Below are 19822 nucleotides of genomic sequence, written 5' to 3' on the forward strand. Positions count from 1 at the left end.
ATTAATGTATCTTATTTAAGGATTTTTGGGCATATTCCCTTGAAATTTTCCTATTAACATTAAATCTTTACATTATTCTCCTAATAAAAGCGAAATCATTATTTAACATAAATAATAAAATAATAATGTTAAATATCTGTTAAATAAGAGGGTCAAAAATGGGACATAAAGTAAAAATATATGAGGTACGGAAAACCAAAAAAACCGACGAAGCTGGAGGAATGCCACTTATCGGTGATCCATTTCCAAAAATTAAGAATGTTAAAACAACCCAAGGAATAATAAAGCTTCCAAAAGAGTATAAAGGTAAATGGTTTGTCCTTTTCAGCCATCCTGCTGACTTTACACCTGTTTGTACCACCGAATTTTTAGAATTTCAAAGGCATTATATCGATTTTAAATTACTGAACTGTGAACTAATTGGGCTCAGTGTTGATCAGGTTACTTCGCACCTTAAATGGATAGAATGGATCAAAGAAAATTTCAATATCAGAATTGAATTTCCAGTAATTGCTGACAACGGCGAAATTGCAAGTAAACTTGGTTTAATTCATCCTGCAAAGGGAACAAATACAGTAAGGGCTGTTATAATAGTTGATCCAGAGGGAATAATACGGGCAATGATTTATTATCCTCAAGAGCTTGGAAGAAATCTCAGCGAGATAGTGCGGGCAGTAGAAGGACTTAGAATTGCCGACGATGAGAAAGTAGCAATTCCTGCTGACTGGCCACTAAACAGAAGATTTGGAAGCAATGTGATAATTCCACCACCACAAAGTCAAGAAGAAATTATCGAAAGAAAACAGAATGTAGAAGCTGGAGAATATGCATGTATTGACTGGTGGCTGTGCCACAAACCATGGTTTAAAAAATATAAGACTTCAGAATGGAAAGAGTTATAAGGAGGTATTTTATAATGGCAAAAGGATTTTATGAATTGCCTGAATTGGATTATGGATATAAAGATTTAGAACCACATATTTCTGAACAACAGCTTAAAATACACCATCAAAAACATCATCAAGCTTATGTAGATGCTGCAAATGCTATTTTTAAATTGTATGATGAATCACGAGAAAAAGGAGAAGATTTTGATGTTAAAGCTAAAGCAAAGGAACTTGCATTCAATGCAGGTGGACACCAGCTTCATACGTTATTCTGGAAGAATATGGGGCCTGCTGATAAAAATGGCGGTGAACCAACTGGCACAATAGCGGAATACATAAAAAAAGATTTTGGTAGTTTTGAAAGGTTCAAAAAAGAGTTTTCACAGGCAGCTATAACTACAGAAGGTTCTGGATGGGCAGTTGTTACCCTGTGTAAAAGTACAGATAGGCTGATTATATTACAGCTTGAAAAACACAGTGTAAACACTGCTCCAAGGTGGCCTCCACTCATGGTACTGGATGTATGGGAACATGCTTACTACCTGGACTACAAAAATGTGCGGCCGGACTTTGTGGCAGCGTTCTGGAACATAGTAAACTGGGATGAAGTCAATACTAGAGTTGATGCCTGGTTAAAAGGTTAAACTCTTTAAATTCTTCTTTTTTATTAAATATTTTAAAATTGTCTTGTTTTAAATAAAATTTATTTTACAAAAATTAATTTGTTTAATATTTCTCTTATATAAAAATTAGAAGATTATAAAGAATTAAAAAGGGGTATAATTTTATAATACTTATATTTCAATGCTTCCGGAGGCGGTAAGCATTTTTTTATATATTTTGGGCAAAGGGAAAATCAGTAATCGGTTAGGCGGTAAAAATTACGTGATTAGAATACCCTTTGCCGATCTATTGTTTAGTGATGCATTAGTTAATAAGCCTTTCGGATTTATTTATGTATAACTAGATTTATTATAGTGTAAAAATTAAAGAAATTATTAATAGTATTTATTATACTTTATAAATTATTATATGTTCTTGAAATTTAAAATAGATCTTTTTACTACAAATATTTTTAATTTAAATATTATAAATTAGATTAATACAGTTATATGATAGTTATATGCATTTTAGACAGAATTAACGTGATAAAAATTGATATTATGCACATTAAAGTCCTTAAACAGGCTACTTATTTGATTCCTTAAATTAGTGTATCTCCCGAGATTGCAGTTGCTACAAATAAATACATAAGTTATAAAAATAGATTTTAACTAAAGTTTATATTACAATTTTATCTAATGATTGGCAGGGAGATAAATGATCTGGAATAAAGAAGCAGAGTGCATGTCAGAAAATGATAAAGAAGCACTACAACTTAAAAGACTACAAGCCGTTGTAAAAAGAGCATATGAAAATGTTCCATATTACAGAAAGCGTTTTGATGAAGCAGGTGTTAAGCCAGAAGATATTAAAACTCTTAAAGATATTGAAAAACTTCCATTTACCACTAAAACTGATTTAAGGGATGCTTACCCATTTGGAATGTTTGCAGTTCCTGAAGATGATATAGTGGAAGTGCATACCACTTCTGGAACAACAGGAAAACCAACAGTTTCAGGATACACGGTAAACGATCTGGATTTATGGGGAGAAGTTATTGCACGCGCTTTAGGAATGGCTGGAGCTGGAAAAAAAGATATAATTCAAAATGCTTATGGATACGGACTTTTTACAGGCGGAATGGGAGTACATTATGGTGCACAAAAAATAGGGGCTACTGTAGTTCCTATTTCGGCTGGAAATACTATGAGACAGCTTGAAATTATGGAAGATTTTGGATCAACTGTACTAACATGCACGCCGTCATATGCACTTTATCTGGGTGAAATGGCTGAAAGAGAAGGAATCAGCAGAGAATCAATAAAATTAAAAGCAGGGGTATTTGGGGCAGAGATGTGGACTGAAGAAATGAGGAACGAGATAGAAAAACGGCTTAATCTCACTGCACTTAATATTTACGGGTTGACTGAGGTAATTGGCCCGGGTGTGGCTATGGAATGTGAGGATAAAAACGGACTGCACATATCTGACGACCATTTCTACCCTGAAATTGTTGATTCTAAAACACTTGAAACATTACCTGAAGGAGAAAAGGGAGAGCTTGTCTTAACAACATTAACAAGAGAAGGCATGCCTGTAATTCGTTTCCGTACAAAGGATGTTACAGCTTTAAGAAAGGGAAAATGTTCCTGCGGAAGGACACTTATCAAAATGGATAGAATCACAGGACGTACTGACGACATGCTTAAAATCAGAGGAGTAATTGTATTCCCATCACAGATTGAAAAAGCGCTGCTTAAAATCGAAGATCTTGAACCGCACTACCAGATTGTGGTTACAAGGCCGCAGCACCTTGACGAACTTGAAGTTCAGGTTGAAACATCTGAAAAGTTCTTCTCAGATGAAGTGAAGCATGTAGAAGAAGTTAAAAAGATGATAGAGGATCGTATTCACAGTGAAATCGGGCTTAGAGTTAATGTGACTCTTGTTGAACCACAATCACTTCCAAGAAGCGAAGGTAAAGCTGTTAGGGTTATTGATAAAAGGGAAATTTAAATCGAAATCATATAAGGTGGCTAACATGAAATTAAAACAGGTATCTATATTTTTGGAAAATAAAAAAGGGAGACTATGGAACGCGCTGAGTATCTTAAGAGAATCAGGGATGAATATACGTGCTCTCTCAATTGCAGATACATCTGAGTTTGGGATTTTAAGAATTATAGTTCCTGATCCTGAAAAGGCAAAAAAAGCACTTGAAGCTGGCAATTTTGTAGTTAAAATAACTGATGTAATTGCCGTAGAGGTTTCAGATACTCCAGGTGGACTTGAAGGAATTCTTGAAACATTAAATAAATCAAACACTAACGTGGAATATATATATGCCTTTGTTGAAAAGAAAGCAGAAAAAGCTGTAGTTGTACTGCGTACTGAAGACATCGATGAAGGTATCGCCGCTTTAAAAGAAGGTGGAGCTGCAGTTATTTCACCTGAAGAAGTCTATGAACTGTAAAATAAATATATTTTATTTTACCTTTTAATTTTAAAAACTTGATTATTCATTTTAAATAATTTAAATTTCTTAATTTGACAATTACTATTTATAGGGCCTATTTATTAATTGAATAAGCGTAAAAACTCCTTTTAAACTAAAATAATGGTTTTAAAATCTTTATATTTTAAAAAATCAATTCTAAATTTTTATATAATTGGGGAAACAAATATTATCTATAAATTTAGTTAAAGGGTGTTTTCATGGGTAACAATGTTAATAAAATGTCGACTTTATTGATCGCTGTTGTATGCTCCTTTTTAACTCTATTCCCTGGTTTTTCTCTTTTCAATATAAATACCCTTATAGATATGTAGAACGGAGGTTTTTAGGTGCAGTATTGACTGCAGTAATTATTACGTGTCTGGTTTGTCCGATCTTACATTGGATAACCATATTAATATAGTACAGATAATACATGACACTACCCTGATTTGATTTAAAGTATACATGTAACTATCATCATATTTGCTGTACTTTTGGAGGTATATTCGCATCTATGGCTAAAAATGATTAGTTAGTAAAGGAGATTAAAAATGTATAAAAAAATTTTGCTGCCTACAGACGGCTCAGAAAGTTCAAAAAGAGCGGGTGAACATGCAATATCTCTTGCAGATGTAACTGGTGCTGATATCATTGTATTGAACGTAATTGATGTTAACTATCTGCAGCCTTCTTACCTGCCGAGTTTTAGGGAAGATCTGGAAAAAGAATTAAGAAACGAAGGAAAAAAAGCTATTGCTAGATTTGAAAAGGATTTGGAAGATATCCAGTGCAGGGGAATGTGTAAAAACATTAATTTCATATCTAAAATAGATGAGGGAAAGCCGCATGAAATTATACTTGAAACTATGGATAAAGAAGATGTCGATATCGTGATCATGGGGGCTTCAGGCAGGCATGGTTTAGATAGGGTCTTAGTTGGAAGTACAACCGAAAGAGTAATAAGAGAAACAAGGCGCCCGGTTCTGGTAGTTCCGTAATTTTTAATTTAAAGGGTTAAATACATTTCCAGAATTGATTTAGCGTTCCCTTACTTCCATATTTAATGCTTTTTTTTACAAATTTTCCAGCCTGTTTAACAGCGGTTTCCATATCATTTCCCTTTACAAGGGATGCCACAACTGCAGAAGAATAAGTACAGCCAGTGCCGTGGGTATTGTTACTTTCAACAAGTTCTCCTTTTATAACATTAATTGAACCATCAAAAAGTATGTCAGTTCCTTCAAGATGCCCTCCAGTAACTACAACATTACAGGTTTCCCCAATTTTAAGTGCAGCCTCTATGGAATCTTCTGTACTCTCTATTTTAACTCCTGAAATTTCCTGGGCTTCATGTATATTAGGGGTGGTTAATGTAGCAACAGGTAGAAGATACTTTTTTAGAGATCTGGCAAAGTCTTTTTGGGACAGGTGCCCTCCAGAGCCTGCGATCATTACAGGATCAACCACTACCTTTAAATCATGTTCCGTAATCTTTTGGGCAACTGCTTTTATGATTTCATCAGAGTAAAGCATTCCAGTTTTCGCAAATTCAATTTTTTCCTGTTCTAAAACGGTATCAATTTGTTTTTTAATAAACTGCACATCAACTGGTTGAACTCCCTCAACTTTATTTATATTTTGGGCAGTAAGCGCTGTTATTACTGCAGTTCCGTAAACACCAAATGCAGAAAAAGTTTTGATATCATTTAAAATCCCCGCACCGCCTGAAGGGTCAAAACCAGCAATGGACATCGCGATCATATGGTGGCCTCTCGGCTAACATCTAACCTTTCAGATCCGTGGTTGGATTTAACTTTAAGCTGTACTTTCTTTAAATATTCTCTTGCATTAGTTCCTTTTCCATGTAACATTATTTCGCCCAGATCTTCTGCCGTATTTACATCCATTGATAAATAGAATGAGTCATAAATGCTGTGTGTGAGTCCTCTTAATTCCGCTTCATCTATATGTTCAAAGAAACTGTAGTCTCCAAATTTCACACAAAAAGAAGTTGGGCATAGAAGTGCATTAGTACCTCCTCCTTTGGAAGGGGCAATTACAACGTCAAATTCATGGCTTCTATTTAATATTTCTTTAACATGGCTTTTTTTAATTAAAGGCACGTCTGAGGGTACTATAAATATGTTATTACAAGAATTAGAATAGTTTTGAATAGCCTGAGTTAATGCGCCATTTAAATCGGTAACTCCTCTCTCTTTAAAAGTTTCAACGCCAAGTTCGTTTACAAAATTTAAAACATCATCATCGGAGCTTATAACTATTATATTATCTACTGATCCCTTTAAAACTCCAATTACATCTTTTAACATGGCTTTTAATAAATTTTCACGTTCCAATGGCGTTAGCTTAGGGGATAATCTTGTTTTTGCATCTGTAAATTTTGATACTGGGATTACAGCAAATGTTTTTTCCATATTGGTAACTCCTGAATCAGATTTTTTTACATAGTGGTTAATTCATTTATAGGCCCTACTTGAAATAAAATTTTAATTAATATAAGTTATATTGATTCTTTTATCCAACTTATAGTATTGTCTATCCATGATGAGGTTGATCCACTGTTTGATTGTGTTTGATTTAAATTTTTGATATTGCTTTCTGTAACGTTGAATGTACTCATAACATCACTTTTGGCATTGGCTATATCCTGGCGGAACTCTGACCATGTAATATTGTTATTATCCACAACGGCCACTGGTTCTCCAGTATATGGATTCAAGTTGCCTTCCGATGCAATTATCCATATTTGAAGTTGGGCGTCCATAGCACTTTGAGAGTTTGATGGATTTGAACTGCTTATTACACGAGTTATCGCGCTGTATGTGGTGTTTGTAGGTAATAATTTCGCACCTACGACTGCCCTTTGAGATGGATTTAGACAATATGCCTTTACAGTTGCATTTGAATTTGATGCTATTATTTTATCTTCAGCAATTACAAGATCTTGAGATACTGTACTTGAAAGTACGTCTCCTTTCTTCACTTTAACCGATTTGCTTGCATTATTTGTTATCATAACTTGATGAGGAACCGTACCTGCTGCAGTTTGCTGAACTACTGTGATCTTTCCACTGGCATATGCGTCCTTTAGAGATACTCCACTAGATACTGAGTAACTTATCATTCCAGAGATTAATGCAAATACTAAAACTACTAATACAAGGCTTACAACTCTTATATTCATCTGTTTCCCCAGCTAATGTTTAATAGGTTTTTGCAATCATAGTTCTGCATGTTGAAGGCTTTCCGCAGTTAATACATTTACGTGCTGCTGCCCCTTCTTCTTGAAGTGAATCTATCTCTTCTTTTGTTATTTCGGTTAAAGGCATTTTGTAAGTCTCTGATTTACTTTCTCGAACTCCAAGAATATCTACTCGGACTTTTTCCTCAAGTTCTTTTCCACAAGCTTCATCCCCGCACCAGTGGAATGTGACAATCCCCATGTTTTCTTCAATTTCCCGAGCAGCTTCTTCAACGGTTTCAGCATCTCTTAAGTGCTTGTTGAAGGATTTCCATGCTTTTTCTCTCATATCATGAGTTATATTGTCTAATGTGGATTTAATTTCATCTATAAAGTCATCAGATTCAATTGAAATAGTGTCTTTTTCAAGCTTATCTCTTCTAAAGACTACTGCATTATTATTTTCAATATCACGAGGGCCTATTTCCATTCTTATAGGAACTCCTCTCATTTCGTGTTCATAGAATTTTTTGCCTGCTCTTATGTCCCTATCATCAAAATGGACCCTTAATCCTGCAGACTTGAGTTTAGCTTCTACGCCTCTACAGAACTCTAAAACCTCTTCAGCACCTTTTTTAAATATAATTGGTACAATAACAACCTGATAAGGCGCAACTGCTGGTGGTAAACATAATCCTTTCTCATCTCCATGAATACCTATAATTGATGCTATAACTCTGTCAGATATACCGTAACATGTTTGGTAAACATAGTTATGGTCTCCTTCTTCTGTTTCATAAGTTATATCAAATGTCTTTGCAAAGGTTTGGTCAAGATTATGTACTGTTCCAATCTGGAGTGCTTTTCCATCAGGGAGAATAGTATCAAATGCTACTGTATATTTAGCACCCGGGAATTTGTCCCACTGCGGGCGCTTTGAAATCATGTAAGGAATTCCGAGCATATCAAAGAACTGCTTGTAAATTTTAACTGCATTCTGTACCTCTTCTTCACATTCTTCTTCTGTTGCGTGTACAGTATGTGCTTCTTTAAATGTGGTAATTTCCCTGACCCTTATTAAAGGTCGTGTGTGTTTTGTTTCGTATCTAAATGTGTTAACTATCTGGTAAAACCTCATAGGGAGATCAGTATGGGATCTTACCCATAATGAGAACATTGGATACATGGCAGTTTCACTTGTAGGTCTAAGTGCAAGTTTTTTATTCAGTTCTGTAAGTCCTCCATGTGTAATCCAGTAAACTTCTTCTTCAAAACCTTTGACATGTATCGCTTCCTTTGCAAGTTCATCTTCAGGAATTAACATTGGGAAGAGTACCTCTTCATGGGTCTTGTCTAAGATATTTCGAAGAATTTCTAAAGTATATTTTCTTATTTTGAATCCTTGTGGTTGCCAAACATTCATCCCTTTTACAGGGTATCTGTCGTCGATTATTTCTGCTTCTTCTAGGATATTATGGAACCATTCACTGAAATCTGTCATATATTCACCTAATTAAAATCTAATAAGTATATAAAATGATTATATTTTTTATGGATATTATAGTAGATAGTTGTTCCTTTAATTATTTAAGATTAAAGGTAGTGAATTCTTTAAAAAAGTAATTTTTAGTCCCATTAAATAACTAATATAAAAAACTAAATGGCTTTTAGGGGATAAATTTGAGCTTAACTTTTTAATTTAAATTTCACAATATTATTTTCTTTGGTATTATGGCGAAGATTAGACTCCCCTCAAAATTAAGATAAAAATTTAAAAATTTAAAAAATAAATGGGGGACTACATGTATTATTGTAACAATTTTAAACATACTAACTGCCAATTATTTAATAAAATTAATTTAGATTTTCTCAATTTTGAAAAAAAGAGTTTTTATCTAAATAAAAAGCTAATAAGCTTTTTTAAATAATTACACGATTTATCTGCGTATTGTAAAAGCAATGAATATGCTTATTTTATTAAAATAATGTTTTAAATAACTTTATTTGTTAAAAGTACCAAGTAAGGCATGTTGTCTTAATACTTAATTTTAGATAACTTCATAAAACGCTTTAAATTAAAAAAAGAGCTCTAAAGATACTTTTTTTTCAAATTTAAACCAAAATATTTATATGCTGCGGAGATTAACTTGTTCATACTCCCTGAAAAACTCAGATTATAGTTTTTGATTGGGAATCGGAGGCGGTACAATAAGGAAAAAATTGTTATTTGCAGTCCTATTAATATCCAGTCTCTTATTGATGGGTATAGCTGGTGTAAGTGCATCAGACATGGGAGCTGCGCAAACACAGGCTGTTAATAACAGTACTGTGCAGAATTTAAGCATAAATCAAACAGTAAATAGTGCTTTACAGACAAATACTAAATCTACAACTCAAGCTGTGGTAAATTCAACTATAAAATCTACAAATAACAGTCAAAAACAGCAAACTACAGTAAATACCAGCGTTAGCAGTCAGAAACAATATGCTGCAGCAGGAGAAACAAAAACAACAATTAATTCAACAAGTTTTACTGTAAGTCAAATCACAGATGCAGCAGCCAGGGTCAAAGTATACATTGAAACCAACCATGCCCTTCCAAATTATGTGACAATTGGTACAACTCAAGTTAAAATGCCTGACTTCTTAAGAATGCTTACTGCAGGTTTACTACAGTTAAACAACGGAACAACAACACCTATAACTTTAAAAAATGTTGCTGCTCCTGCACAATCCAGTGAAAATATTACAAGTGGAAATATATACAAGTCCAATTATGTAGATCTTGCTAAGAGAGTTAAAGCATTTATAGATGCAAATGGTATAACACCGAATTATGCAAATACTAATCTTGGTAAATTAAGGTATGAATCCTTGATTTATGCATATTCAAAGATACTCAATTACTATCAAACAAACAAGGTACTACCAAATTACGTTTCGGTAAAAGCATGGTCAACAGTTACTTCAGTCGTATCACAGGCAAGACCTGTTTATATAACAAGTGATTACATAAACGGAGCAACAACTGATACAAATAGAATCAACGCTATTGTAAACGGTTTAAAAGCACTGGGAATAAATGCATATAACGCAGGTTTAGGTGCTAATACTCATTATTCAGTACTTCAAAATACAAGTGTACCTGCAAATGCTTTGATAGTGGATATATACGGTGGAGCAGATGCTGGTGTAATATATGAGATGGGACAAAGCTATTATAAGAAATTAGTTGGAACCAGAAAAGTATTCAGTGTATGGATGGCCCCGTCATCGGTTAATATAACTGGTTTAGCATGGCTGCCAAGGGCACATGATGATAATTATAGTCCAGCTAGTTTTACAGGACTGGCACACCCAGATCAATATCTGTTAAATAATGGATATAATTACATTTACTCTGGAGACCTGAATGCAATAATAGCTGCTATCTACAAACAAGCCACAACATAAATGCTTTAAGTAAATTAATAAAACATTTACTTTTTTTTTAATTTTAAAATAAGATTATTATATAAAAATGAAAATTTAATTTTCTATATAAAAATAGTTAATTGAAGTTAAAAAGGATAAATTATTGCGAAATATAAAGAACCTTGAATTACAAGGTATCTTAATGTTTTACGCCTCTTCCTCTTTTACTTCCAGCTTTTTTATAATGACTTTTTTGTCTTGTTCTAACGTTAGTTCCTTTTACTTTTGCCATTTCATTCACTCCTGGTTTATTAGTTTAAATATTGTAACGGCGCTGTTAAACACTCAAACAAGGAATGTTTGGTGTACAAAAATCTTAGATTTTTGCGAGTACTCAAAAATAGTTTGTATTTGAGTCAGCACCTCTGAAGCATGTTTTTGCTTTTTTCAGTGCACGTTCTGCAAGCAAAAAATAGTTATTTGCTTATAAAGATCGTCAATCATTTAATTTATTTTTTAATATTCCTTTATATATTTGCCTATTTTAAAGGTATTTTTTAAAGTTCCAGACTTATAATTTAAGATTTATATAACTTTTTGAATTAGTTATATAATTTTCTGTAAATTAAGTTAATTTAATGATTTAGCCACTTAAAAAAGTTTTCAAAATAGAAAAAGATATAGTTTTAAAACAATAAATTTGCGATACAATGAATGAATATTATAAGGACGATAATATGGACTTTAGGAAAATCCAACTACCACGAGAAATTCATACGGGCGAAGGAGTAATTGAAGAAACAGGTTCTATTTGTAAGGATCTCATGTTTAAAGATAAAGTTCTGGTGGTAAGCGGGCCAAATACCCTCAAGATAGCTGGAGAAAAGGCTATAGAAAGCCTTCAAAATGAAGATTTCGATGTTGAAACTTTTATAATTGATAATGCATCAAAATCAGCTGTTTTAGAAGTTCAAGATGCATCAAAAGATGTATCTGTGGTCTTAGGAATTGGTGGAGGTAGGGTAATAGATGTTGCAAAACTGGCGGCAACTCGAAATAACATTCAATTTATAAGTGCCCCAACTGCAGCTTCTCACGATGGAATTGCTTCACCAAGAGCTTCTATAAAGAATGAAAAAGGATCAGTATCTCTTGAAGCCCAATCACCAATTGGTGTTATTGCAGATACAGAAATTATAAGCCAGGCCCCATTTAGGCTTCTTGCAGCCGGATGTGGAGATATAGTATCAAATTACACTGCAGTATTAGATTGGAAATTATCTTACAGGCTATTAAATGAATATTACAGTGATTCAGCATCTGCATTATCACTTATGACAGCTAAAATGACTTTAGAAGCTTCCGATGCAATAAAAGAGGGCCATGTAGAAAGTGCTGCTCTTGTTGTTAAGGCGCTCATAAGCAGCGGAATGGCTATAAGTATTGCAGGGACAAGCAGGCCTGCAAGTGGATCTGAACACAAGTTCAGCCATGCTTTAGATATTGTTGCACCTAAACCAGCATTACATGGGGAACAGTGTGGTATAGGTACTATAATGATGATGTATCTCCATGGTGGGGATTGGAAATATATAAGGGACACTTTGAGGACTATAAAAGCTCCAACAACTGCACGTGAGCTAAAATTAGATCCAGAATATATTATTGAGGCATTAACTATGGCCCATACAATTAGAAGGGAAAGGTATACTATTTTGGGAGATAGAGGGCTTACAAAAGAAGCTGCTGAAGAACTTGCAACTGCAACTGGCGTAATATAAAATCCCTGGCTCAAATGGTTAAATTTCAATCATTAATGAACATTGGAGTAATTAAAATGACCTCACTTTTAAAACAGTATTCAGATTCAAGTAATTTTATGGCAAGGGTTGAATTAAACAGGCGATTTGGGACAAACCCCTATAAATGGACATTATGGTTATTTGATCAGATTCAATTTAAAAAAGACGCTAGAGTACTTGAGCTTGGATGTGGAAATGGAATCTTATGGAAATCAAACCTACAGAATATACCTGAAGATGCACAAATCCTACTTTCTGATTTTTCAGAAGGGATGCTTGATGATGCTAAACTCGCTTTTGGTGGTGCTGCAGAAAGGTTCGAATATGAGGTAATAGATGCAGAGCAGATTCCACACCCAGATAATTCATTTGATGTGGTTATTGCAAACCTTATGCTTTACCATGTTCCTGACAGGAAAAAAGCAATATCTGAAATTAGCAGAGTTTTAAAGAGTGATGGTGTGCTTTATGCAACTACTTTTGGCCTAAATTATATGAAAGAATTGAGTGATCTGGTAACTAATTATGATAAAAACGCTAACTGTTCATTGGAACCAGTTGCACGTGCATTTGGTCTTGAAAATGGAGAAAAACAGTTAAGTGAATCTTTTGGGGATATAAAGCTCGTAAAATATGAAGATGGTCTGGAAGTAACCGAAGCTGAACCTTTAGTAAACTATGTTCTTTCATTTACAAGGGTTAAAAATGTTATAAATGGTGATAAAATAATTGATTTTGAGGACTATGTTACAAATATTTTAAGTGAAAATGGTAAAATCCAAATTGAGAAAAAATCAGGCATGTTTATAGCTAAAAATCCATATTAATTTCTTTTATTTATAATAATTTAATATTTCTAATTGTTTAAATTTTTATTAACTATTTTCTAAGTTTATTTGCCTTTTTGGCGTTCCTAAAAAAGTATCATTTTGAAATTTGTGTGATATTAATTTTTATACTGAAAGTAATATAATATTAATATAAAATTAGGGGTCAGTGTATGTACAAGAAAATATTACTGCCAATAGATGGATCGGAATGTGCAGAAAGGGCAGGAGGACACGCAATATGGACTTCCAATGTAAGTGGTGCTGATATTGTTGTTTTATATGTTGTTGACACTTATTTCTTGAGGTCCGCATATCTGCCAAATTTTAGAGGGGAATTATATGATAGTTTACAGAAGGAAGGAGAAAAGGTAGTAGAACGTTTTAGGAAAAAGCTGGAAGAAAGTCAATGTGAAGGTTTATGTAAAGGGGTCAAATTAAAAACTGAAGTCACTGGTGGAAAACCATATGAAGAAATTCTTGATGCTATCCGGCTGGAAAACATTGATGTAGTATTTATGGGTTCTACTGGTAAGCACGGCTGTCAAAAATCGTCGACTTTTGAGGGTCTAAATCGAACTTTATTTGGAAGTACTACAGATAGGGTACTGAGATCAGCAAAAGTTCCAGTTGTTGTAGTTCCATAATATAATTAAAGACCACAATGAACTATTTTATTCAAAAATTATGAAAATTCTTTTGAATCTTGAGAATAGTTCTTAATATTTGTTAAATCGAGTTAGGATAATTTTAATTTATTTTTTAAAGGATTAGACAGTTATGTAATAAGAAATTTCAGATGATAACTATTTATATTCATATACCTAATGTTTTTATATAACCGTAGAACATTAAAAATGGTAATACTATTTAATTTAATTTCATGTAAAATGCCATTTTAAAAATTAAATAGCTGCTGTTTTCTATATTATGCAGCATACAAATGAAAATATTGGATAATATCTGATATAATTGAACTAATTATATAAAACACCATTTAAAGGAGACAAATTATGATAACGCTCATTGGAAAAACTCTTGCAGAAGAGGGGCTTAAATTCATGCATTATGGAGCTTCTGCAGAATGTGAAGCGTGTAGATTTAAAAGTACATGCATTGATTCTTTAGAAGAAGGAAGAATGTATGTAGTAACGGAGGTAAAAGACACAGAACATCCTTGTCCTGTACATGATAGTGGAAAAGTTAAAGTTGTTGAAGTGGAAAGAGCAGATATTGAAGCACTTGTCGATACTAAAAAAGCATTTGAAGGGTCTATACTTACATTTGAATTTCCTGAATGTGATAAAGAATGTACAATGAGGGAATTATGTTTTCCAGAAGGTTTATATGTGGGAGATAAGTGTAAAATAATTAAATCCATTGGAAAACCTGCTAATGAATGTATAAATGGATTAAAGCTTAGTTTAGTGCTTTTAAAATAAATTTGCTTTTATATTTTTCAAATAATCTAATATTTTATATATTTAATTTAGATAACTTATAAATACGTTTTTAAAATTGAATATAATTTAAAAAATTACTATAAATTTATTAATTGAGGTCTAATTATGGAACTTAAACGAAATGTAGGATATGCTGCTGCAAAATTAGTTGAAGATGGAAATATAGTGGGACTTGGAACTGGATCCACTACTCTCTTTTTTATAGAGAAGCTTGGAAAAAGGATCATAGAGGAAGAACTTGAAATATTAGGTATTCCAACATCATACCAGTCTTTTTTACTTGCAAAGGAAAATGGAATCCCTGTAACTACCCTTGAAGAACATTCAATTGACATTGCAGTTGACGGTGCAGATGAAGTTGACAGCAGTTTAAACCTAATAAAAGGCGGTGGAGCAGCCCATACAATGGAAAAAATCGTTGACAGCGCTGCAGCTAAATTCATAGTTATTGTAGATGACTCAAAAGTAGTTGATAAACTTGGAGCATTCCCAGTACCTGTCGAAGTTATTCCTCAAGCCTGCAGAACAGTCAGTGATCATGTAAAACAGTTTGGAGGAGTTCCTGCTCTGCGAATGGGTCAAAGAAAAGGCGGGCCGGTTATAACAGATAACGGTAATTTTGTACTTGATGTTAAATTTGATAATATTGAAGATCCTGCATATCTAGAAAAAGAACTCAATTATATCCCCGGAGTTGTAGAAAATGGAATATTTACTGAAGTTGCAGATGAAGTTCTTGTAGGATCATCTGAAGGGATCAAGTCACTGAAAAAATAAAATCCTTTTTTCTATTTTTAACTTTATAACTACTTAATTTTTAGATCTTTAAAATAAAAAAAGGGAATAGAATACTCTATTCACCTTCTGCTTTAGAATCAGCAATTGATTTTTCTACCACATTTATGATGGCTTCTTGAAGCTCTTTCTGTTCTGATTCCCCTCCGCAGACCATAGGTATATTATCACAGTATACAACACCTAATCCTGCGTTAAGGGCGTCTTTTGTTGCAACATCTACCGCTGCAGCTTTAAGTTCGGTGAGCATTATGTCTGCTTCATCTATGTATTTTTCAATATCTTTTTGCAGCAACGGCCTGTTTGAAAGGTGGGAAGTAGTTCCTACCACTTTACAGCCGTAATTTTCTTCAAGATAAGTTACCAGCACATCCTTTATGGAATCAGGAGCGGTTGTAGCAAAAAGAATGTTTTTATCCGTTATATCTTCCAGAGGCTTTGGCCTAAAAACAGTTGAGATAATTTCAGCCTCGGGATTAATATCTTTTATGAGTTTTTCAATTCTTTTAACCTTCTCAGGGCTGGACATTGGTTCTTCACACATGGTGATGATTACTAAATCTGCTAATTTTATCCTAAATGGCCCAAAGTATTCTTCCAGGTTTTGAATTGGTTGATTGGCACCTACTAATACAATATGTCGGTTGGTTTTAATAGGGGGTATGGCAGCTCCACTTCCTTCCATTATTACAAAATCAGCATCAACATCATTTGCAAGTTCTGCACCCCTTTTCATGTTGGTTATAAAAACATCACCAACCATTCCGCCGCCGCATCTTCTACATCCGATGGTTAAAATTCGGCTCATAAGGGCATCTTCCCAGTGATCAGAAGCAGCGTGCACCCCTTTGTCTGATTGTTCCATTAGATACTCGGGAGTTATCTTTATTAAATCACCGCGAACAATTTCAGGTTTTTCTGGCCCACCTCTACCCATAGCAACGATACATGGGTTATATTTTCTATTATGGATTAATCGAGCGGCATATGCTGAAACTGCGGTTTTACCGATTCTTTTACCAGTGCCCAGTATTTTAAGCGATGGTTTTTTTAAAACTTCATGCTCAGTAATGGGGTCAAATTTAAAATCAGGCCCTTCGTATGGAATCCCTCTCTCAAGTGCAACAGTTGCAAGTTTAAAACGTTTTGAATAATCAACTATTGGTTCATCACTTAAATCCATAACAACGTCAGCATCATATTTTTCGATCATTTCCCCTATTAATTTATAGGGAATTTTGTGATGATCCTCACCAAAATGAACAGGTCTTTCTAACTTTTCAGAGATTCCTTCTTCAGAGGCTTCCCTTAATTTTTCAGTTCCGCCAATAAAAATAACAGCAACAATTTCATTGTGCTCCAAACTATCTAGTAAATCTAGAGCAGACTTTGTAACAGGTAAATAATGTTCACCATCCACTAAACATATCATCTTCCTTAAACCTTTCATGGATATACCTACTTTTAATTTATATTAGGTATTTTTGAGTTTACGAGGTTAAATAATTTTAGTTTAAGGCAGTGAACTAAATAATTTTATAGAATATAGCAGTATAAACTAAATCATTTCCATTTTCTTGTCTTTCTGATATTTAAGTGCATTGTCTTCATGCATCCGAATTAACTCTTTTTTGGACCTCTTTGCTAGTTCGGATAAACCATTTGCAATATTTGATGGTGCTGCACTATTATTTTTTTTAGCTATTAATTCAGAAATAGATTCAGATAATACAAAAATTGCATATTTGTGTTCTGCTTTTGTTCGGTGGATGTGGTGTGGACTTATGTTAAGGCGGAAATATTCCTCGCATTCCTCTTTAACTTCGTTTTCATCTTCTAAACTTTTTAAAACATATACCAAAAACTGATGCAGTTGTATAAGTTCGTCTTTATACATTATTACGAGCCCCTCCTTTATCACTCTTGAAATTTAATGACATGTTATTTATAGATTGTGTTGTGCAATATGAGAAAAGAAATGATAAAAACTTCGTTTAATAATTCTTTTATTATATTCTTAATATGATGATGGATAAACTTTTGGTTGTTATGTGAATTTATTTCTAAAAGTATTTTAAAAATAAATTGTATTATATTGGAGATATTGTAAGTTTGATTAGATATTTTTTATAATAAGTTGATTTTACTATTATTTAATGTTAGTTTTATTGTGACAAATTTCACCATCACATTTTAAATTATTCACAGCTGTGTATTTATGTATAATCACAAAGATGAGGTTAAATGTTTATTTTTGTAAACAAAGAGTTAATTTTTATTATTATTTATAAATTTAACATTGTAATCATTATTTAAGTAATCAATATATTTATGTATATTATGAAATAAAAATAATTTCAAAATTAAAGTAAAAATCATAAAAGTGAGAGCAGCTATTGGAAAATATATGCCAATTTCTCTGCTTTGTATGGCTATATAAAGTCGAAGGTACTCTATTTTACAGAATATATCTGTCGCTAAGGGTTTCCAGATAATATTTAAAAAATAATAGATTGTACTTTAGTTATTATACTCCTATCCTTGAGTTGTGTAAATAATATAGTTATATTTTAATGACGCAAACTGCATTTTTTTCCTTATTATAGTTTAACTATTTCATAGAGTGAATTTTTAAATTAACAGTTTAACACTTATTTTACTTTGAATAGAAAGTTTTTATCTATTTATATTTAATTTTATTAGCTTTAGGAAGTATTCTCTTTAACGGCCGATATTTAATAGTCATTTTTAGTGTTATATCTTTACTTTTGATTAATTATTCTAAAATATTTTAAATGAGTAGATTAAAATAGTCCTCTTTAGTCAAATATTTAAATTCAATTTAACAAACTAAGTTTGTGATAGGATGGAGATAGTGAAACTTAAAAGCGCAGAGAAAAATAAACTCATCAATCGCTCGCAAATCGATGCAGAAAGCGTGATTGAAATTGTAAGCGACATACTTCATAATGTCCGGAAGGACGGGGATAGCTCTTTAAAATTTTATACTGAAAAGTTTGATAACGTCAAATTAGATGATCTTAAAGTCAGTGAAGCGGAAATCAAAGAGAGTTACGACAAAGTAGATGCTAAGATAGTAGATGCATTAAAAAAGGCTGCTAAAAACATTAAAAAATTTCATAAATCCCAAATTCCAGAAGAATGGTTTGAAGAAGTTGATAATGGAATTACTGCAGGCCAGATAATTCGACCAATTGAAATTGTAGGTTGTTACGTTCCCGGGGGACGTGCTGTTTACCCTTCATCAGTTTTAATGACAATCATTCCTGCAAAAATTGCAGGTGTTAATAAGGTAATCTGCTGTACACCTCCAATGCCTGACGGCAGTGTAAATGAGGCTGTACTTGTTGCAGCAGATATAGCCGGTGCAGATGAAATTTATAAAATAGGTGGGGCTCAATCCATAGCTGCCATGGCATTTGGTACTCTAAGCGTTCCTAAAGTTGATAAGATAGTAGGTCCTGGAAATATATTTGTTACAGCTGCAAAAAAATTAGTATATGGTGATGTAGACATAGATTTCCCTGCAGGACCATCAGAAGTGCTTATAATAGCTGATGAAACCGCTAATGCAGAATTTATTGCTTATGATATGATGGCTCAAGCTGAACACGATCCTAACGCGGCATGTGCACTTGTTACAACATCAGAAAATATTGCAAGTAAGGTAAATGCTAATATTTTAGAAAAAATTAAATATATGCAGAGAAGTAAAATAATAGAGGAATCCCTTGAAAAGTATGGTAAAATAATAATTGCTGATTCTCTAAGTGAAGCTGTGGAGTTTGCAAACGATTATGCTCCAGAACACCTGATTATTATGACAGAAGACCCTGAGGATGTCCTAAAGGACATCAAAAATGCAGGTTCTATATTTTTAGGAGAGTTAACTCCAGTTGCAGCTGGGGACTATGGCTCTGGAACAAATCATGTTCTTCCAACTTCAAAATGTGCAAGAATGTATTCTGGGCTTTCGGTGGATTCATTTATTAAAAAACCGACAGTACAGCGGCTTTCAAAGGAAGGGGTCCGCAACTTAAAGGATGTTGTTATAACCCTTGCAGAACATGAAGGACTTTTTGCCCATGCTGAATCATTTAAAAAGAGATTAGGTGAGGATTGAGTATTGAAAATAGTGTTTTGGTGGTTTTAGGTATAGGTATTGCCCATGTGGAATCATTAAAGCGGTTAAGTGAGGATTGAACATCGAATATTGAAAAAAAAAACGAATGTTTTTAGTGGTTTCAGGTAATGAAGATATTGCTTATAAAAAATCATTAAAGCTAAATGAAAAATTGAATATTAAATATT

The 19822-nt window shown here is 33.2% G+C and carries 18 protein-coding genes; 12 read left to right on the forward strand and 6 right to left on the reverse strand.

The annotated features are described in order from the left end of the window. The first annotated feature begins 158 nt into the window (after positions 1-158). The 5 genes from EJ01_RS06775 (at position 159) to EJ01_RS06795 (ending at position 4985) form a co-directional block, all read left to right on the forward strand. Complete coding sequence (locus EJ01_RS06775) at positions 159-902, forward strand: peroxiredoxin (protein ID WP_048081172.1); 744 nt, start codon at positions 159-161, stop codon at positions 900-902. A gap of 14 nt (positions 903-916) precedes the next feature. Next, the gene (locus EJ01_RS06780; RefSeq protein WP_048081171.1) at positions 917-1531 is read left to right on the forward strand and encodes a superoxide dismutase; all 615 of its coding nucleotides are present in this window, start codon (positions 917-919) and stop codon (positions 1529-1531) included. A 676-nt stretch (positions 1532-2207) separates the two neighbouring features. Next, positions 2208-3506 (forward strand): phenylacetate--CoA ligase family protein, encoded by a 1299-nt coding sequence (locus EJ01_RS06785; RefSeq protein ID WP_048081170.1) that lies wholly within the window; start codon positions 2208-2210, stop codon positions 3504-3506. 25 nt (positions 3507-3531) lie between these two features. Further along, complete coding sequence (locus tag EJ01_RS06790) at positions 3532-3963, forward strand: ACT domain-containing protein (protein WP_048081169.1); 432 nt, start codon at positions 3532-3534, stop codon at positions 3961-3963. 575 nt (positions 3964-4538) lie between these two features. After that, positions 4539-4985, forward strand: a complete 447-nt coding sequence (locus EJ01_RS06795; protein ID WP_048081168.1) for a universal stress protein — start codon at positions 4539-4541, stop codon at positions 4983-4985. Between the two features lie 16 nt (positions 4986-5001). Here EJ01_RS06795 and thiD read toward each other — a convergent pair whose 3' ends face one another. The 4 genes from thiD to proS all read right to left on the reverse strand — a co-directional run bounded on the left by thiD (position 5002) and on the right by proS (position 8690). After that, on the reverse strand, positions 5002-5748 hold the full coding sequence (gene thiD, locus EJ01_RS06800; protein ID WP_048081167.1) for a bifunctional hydroxymethylpyrimidine kinase/phosphomethylpyrimidine kinase: 747 nt from the start codon (positions 5746-5748) through the stop codon (positions 5002-5004). Further along, a complete protein-coding gene (cofC, locus tag EJ01_RS06805; RefSeq protein WP_048081166.1) occupies positions 5745-6422 on the reverse strand; it encodes a 2-phospho-L-lactate guanylyltransferase in 678 nt (225 codons plus the stop codon). The genes thiD and cofC overlap by 4 nt, the downstream gene beginning before the upstream one ends. 86 nt (positions 6423-6508) lie before the next feature. Further along, positions 6509-7192, reverse strand: a complete 684-nt coding sequence (locus EJ01_RS06810; protein WP_048081165.1) for an ARPP-1 family domain-containing protein — start codon at positions 7190-7192, stop codon at positions 6509-6511. 19 nt (positions 7193-7211) lie between these two features. After that, a complete protein-coding gene (proS, locus tag EJ01_RS06815; protein ID WP_048081164.1) occupies positions 7212-8690 on the reverse strand; it encodes a proline--tRNA ligase in 1479 nt (492 codons plus the stop codon). A 686-nt stretch (positions 8691-9376) separates the two neighbouring features. Between proS and EJ01_RS06820 the strand changes: the two genes are divergently transcribed. The 6 genes from EJ01_RS06820 to rpiA all read left to right on the forward strand — a co-directional run bounded on the left by EJ01_RS06820 (position 9377) and on the right by rpiA (position 15472). Next, complete coding sequence (locus EJ01_RS06820; RefSeq protein WP_157197569.1) at positions 9377-10642, forward strand: pseudomurein-binding repeat-containing protein; 1266 nt, start codon at positions 9377-9379, stop codon at positions 10640-10642. 698 nt (positions 10643-11340) lie between these two features. After that, a complete protein-coding gene (locus EJ01_RS06825; RefSeq protein WP_048081334.1) occupies positions 11341-12384 on the forward strand; it encodes an NAD(P)-dependent glycerol-1-phosphate dehydrogenase in 1044 nt (347 codons plus the stop codon). A gap of 56 nt (positions 12385-12440) precedes the next feature. Further along, positions 12441-13232, forward strand: coding sequence for a class I SAM-dependent methyltransferase (locus tag EJ01_RS06830; RefSeq protein ID WP_048081162.1), 792 nt, complete (start codon positions 12441-12443; stop codon positions 13230-13232). A gap of 173 nt (positions 13233-13405) precedes the next feature. Then, the gene (locus EJ01_RS06835) at positions 13406-13879 is read left to right on the forward strand and encodes a universal stress protein (RefSeq protein WP_048081161.1); all 474 of its coding nucleotides are present in this window, start codon (positions 13406-13408) and stop codon (positions 13877-13879) included. A gap of 366 nt (positions 13880-14245) precedes the next feature. After that, positions 14246-14674, forward strand: coding sequence for a UPF0179 family protein (locus EJ01_RS06840; protein WP_048081160.1), 429 nt, complete (start codon positions 14246-14248; stop codon positions 14672-14674). Between the two features lie 126 nt (positions 14675-14800). After that, positions 14801-15472, forward strand: coding sequence for a ribose-5-phosphate isomerase RpiA (rpiA, locus tag EJ01_RS06845; RefSeq protein ID WP_048081159.1), 672 nt, complete (start codon positions 14801-14803; stop codon positions 15470-15472). 76 nt (positions 15473-15548) lie between these two features. Here the strand turns inward: rpiA and EJ01_RS06850 are convergent, their stop codons facing one another. Beyond that, a complete protein-coding gene (locus EJ01_RS06850) occupies positions 15549-16940 on the reverse strand; it encodes a 2,3-diphosphoglycerate synthetase (protein ID WP_048081158.1) in 1392 nt (463 codons plus the stop codon). A 108-nt stretch (positions 16941-17048) separates the two neighbouring features. Beyond that, the gene (locus EJ01_RS06855; RefSeq protein WP_048081157.1) at positions 17049-17387 is read right to left on the reverse strand and encodes a UPF0058 family protein; all 339 of its coding nucleotides are present in this window, start codon (positions 17385-17387) and stop codon (positions 17049-17051) included. Positions 17388-18356: 969 nt separating this feature from the next. Between EJ01_RS06855 and hisD the strand changes: the two genes are divergently transcribed. After that, entirely contained in the window at positions 18357-19634 is a 1278-nt protein-coding gene (gene hisD / locus EJ01_RS06860; protein ID WP_048081156.1) for a histidinol dehydrogenase, read from the forward strand. The last annotated feature ends 188 nt before the right edge of the window (positions 19635-19822 follow it).

The sequence above is a fragment of the Methanobacterium veterum genome, from assembly GCF_000745485.1.
Classification (GTDB): Archaea; Methanobacteriota; Methanobacteria; order Methanobacteriales; family Methanobacteriaceae; genus Methanobacterium_D; species Methanobacterium_D veterum.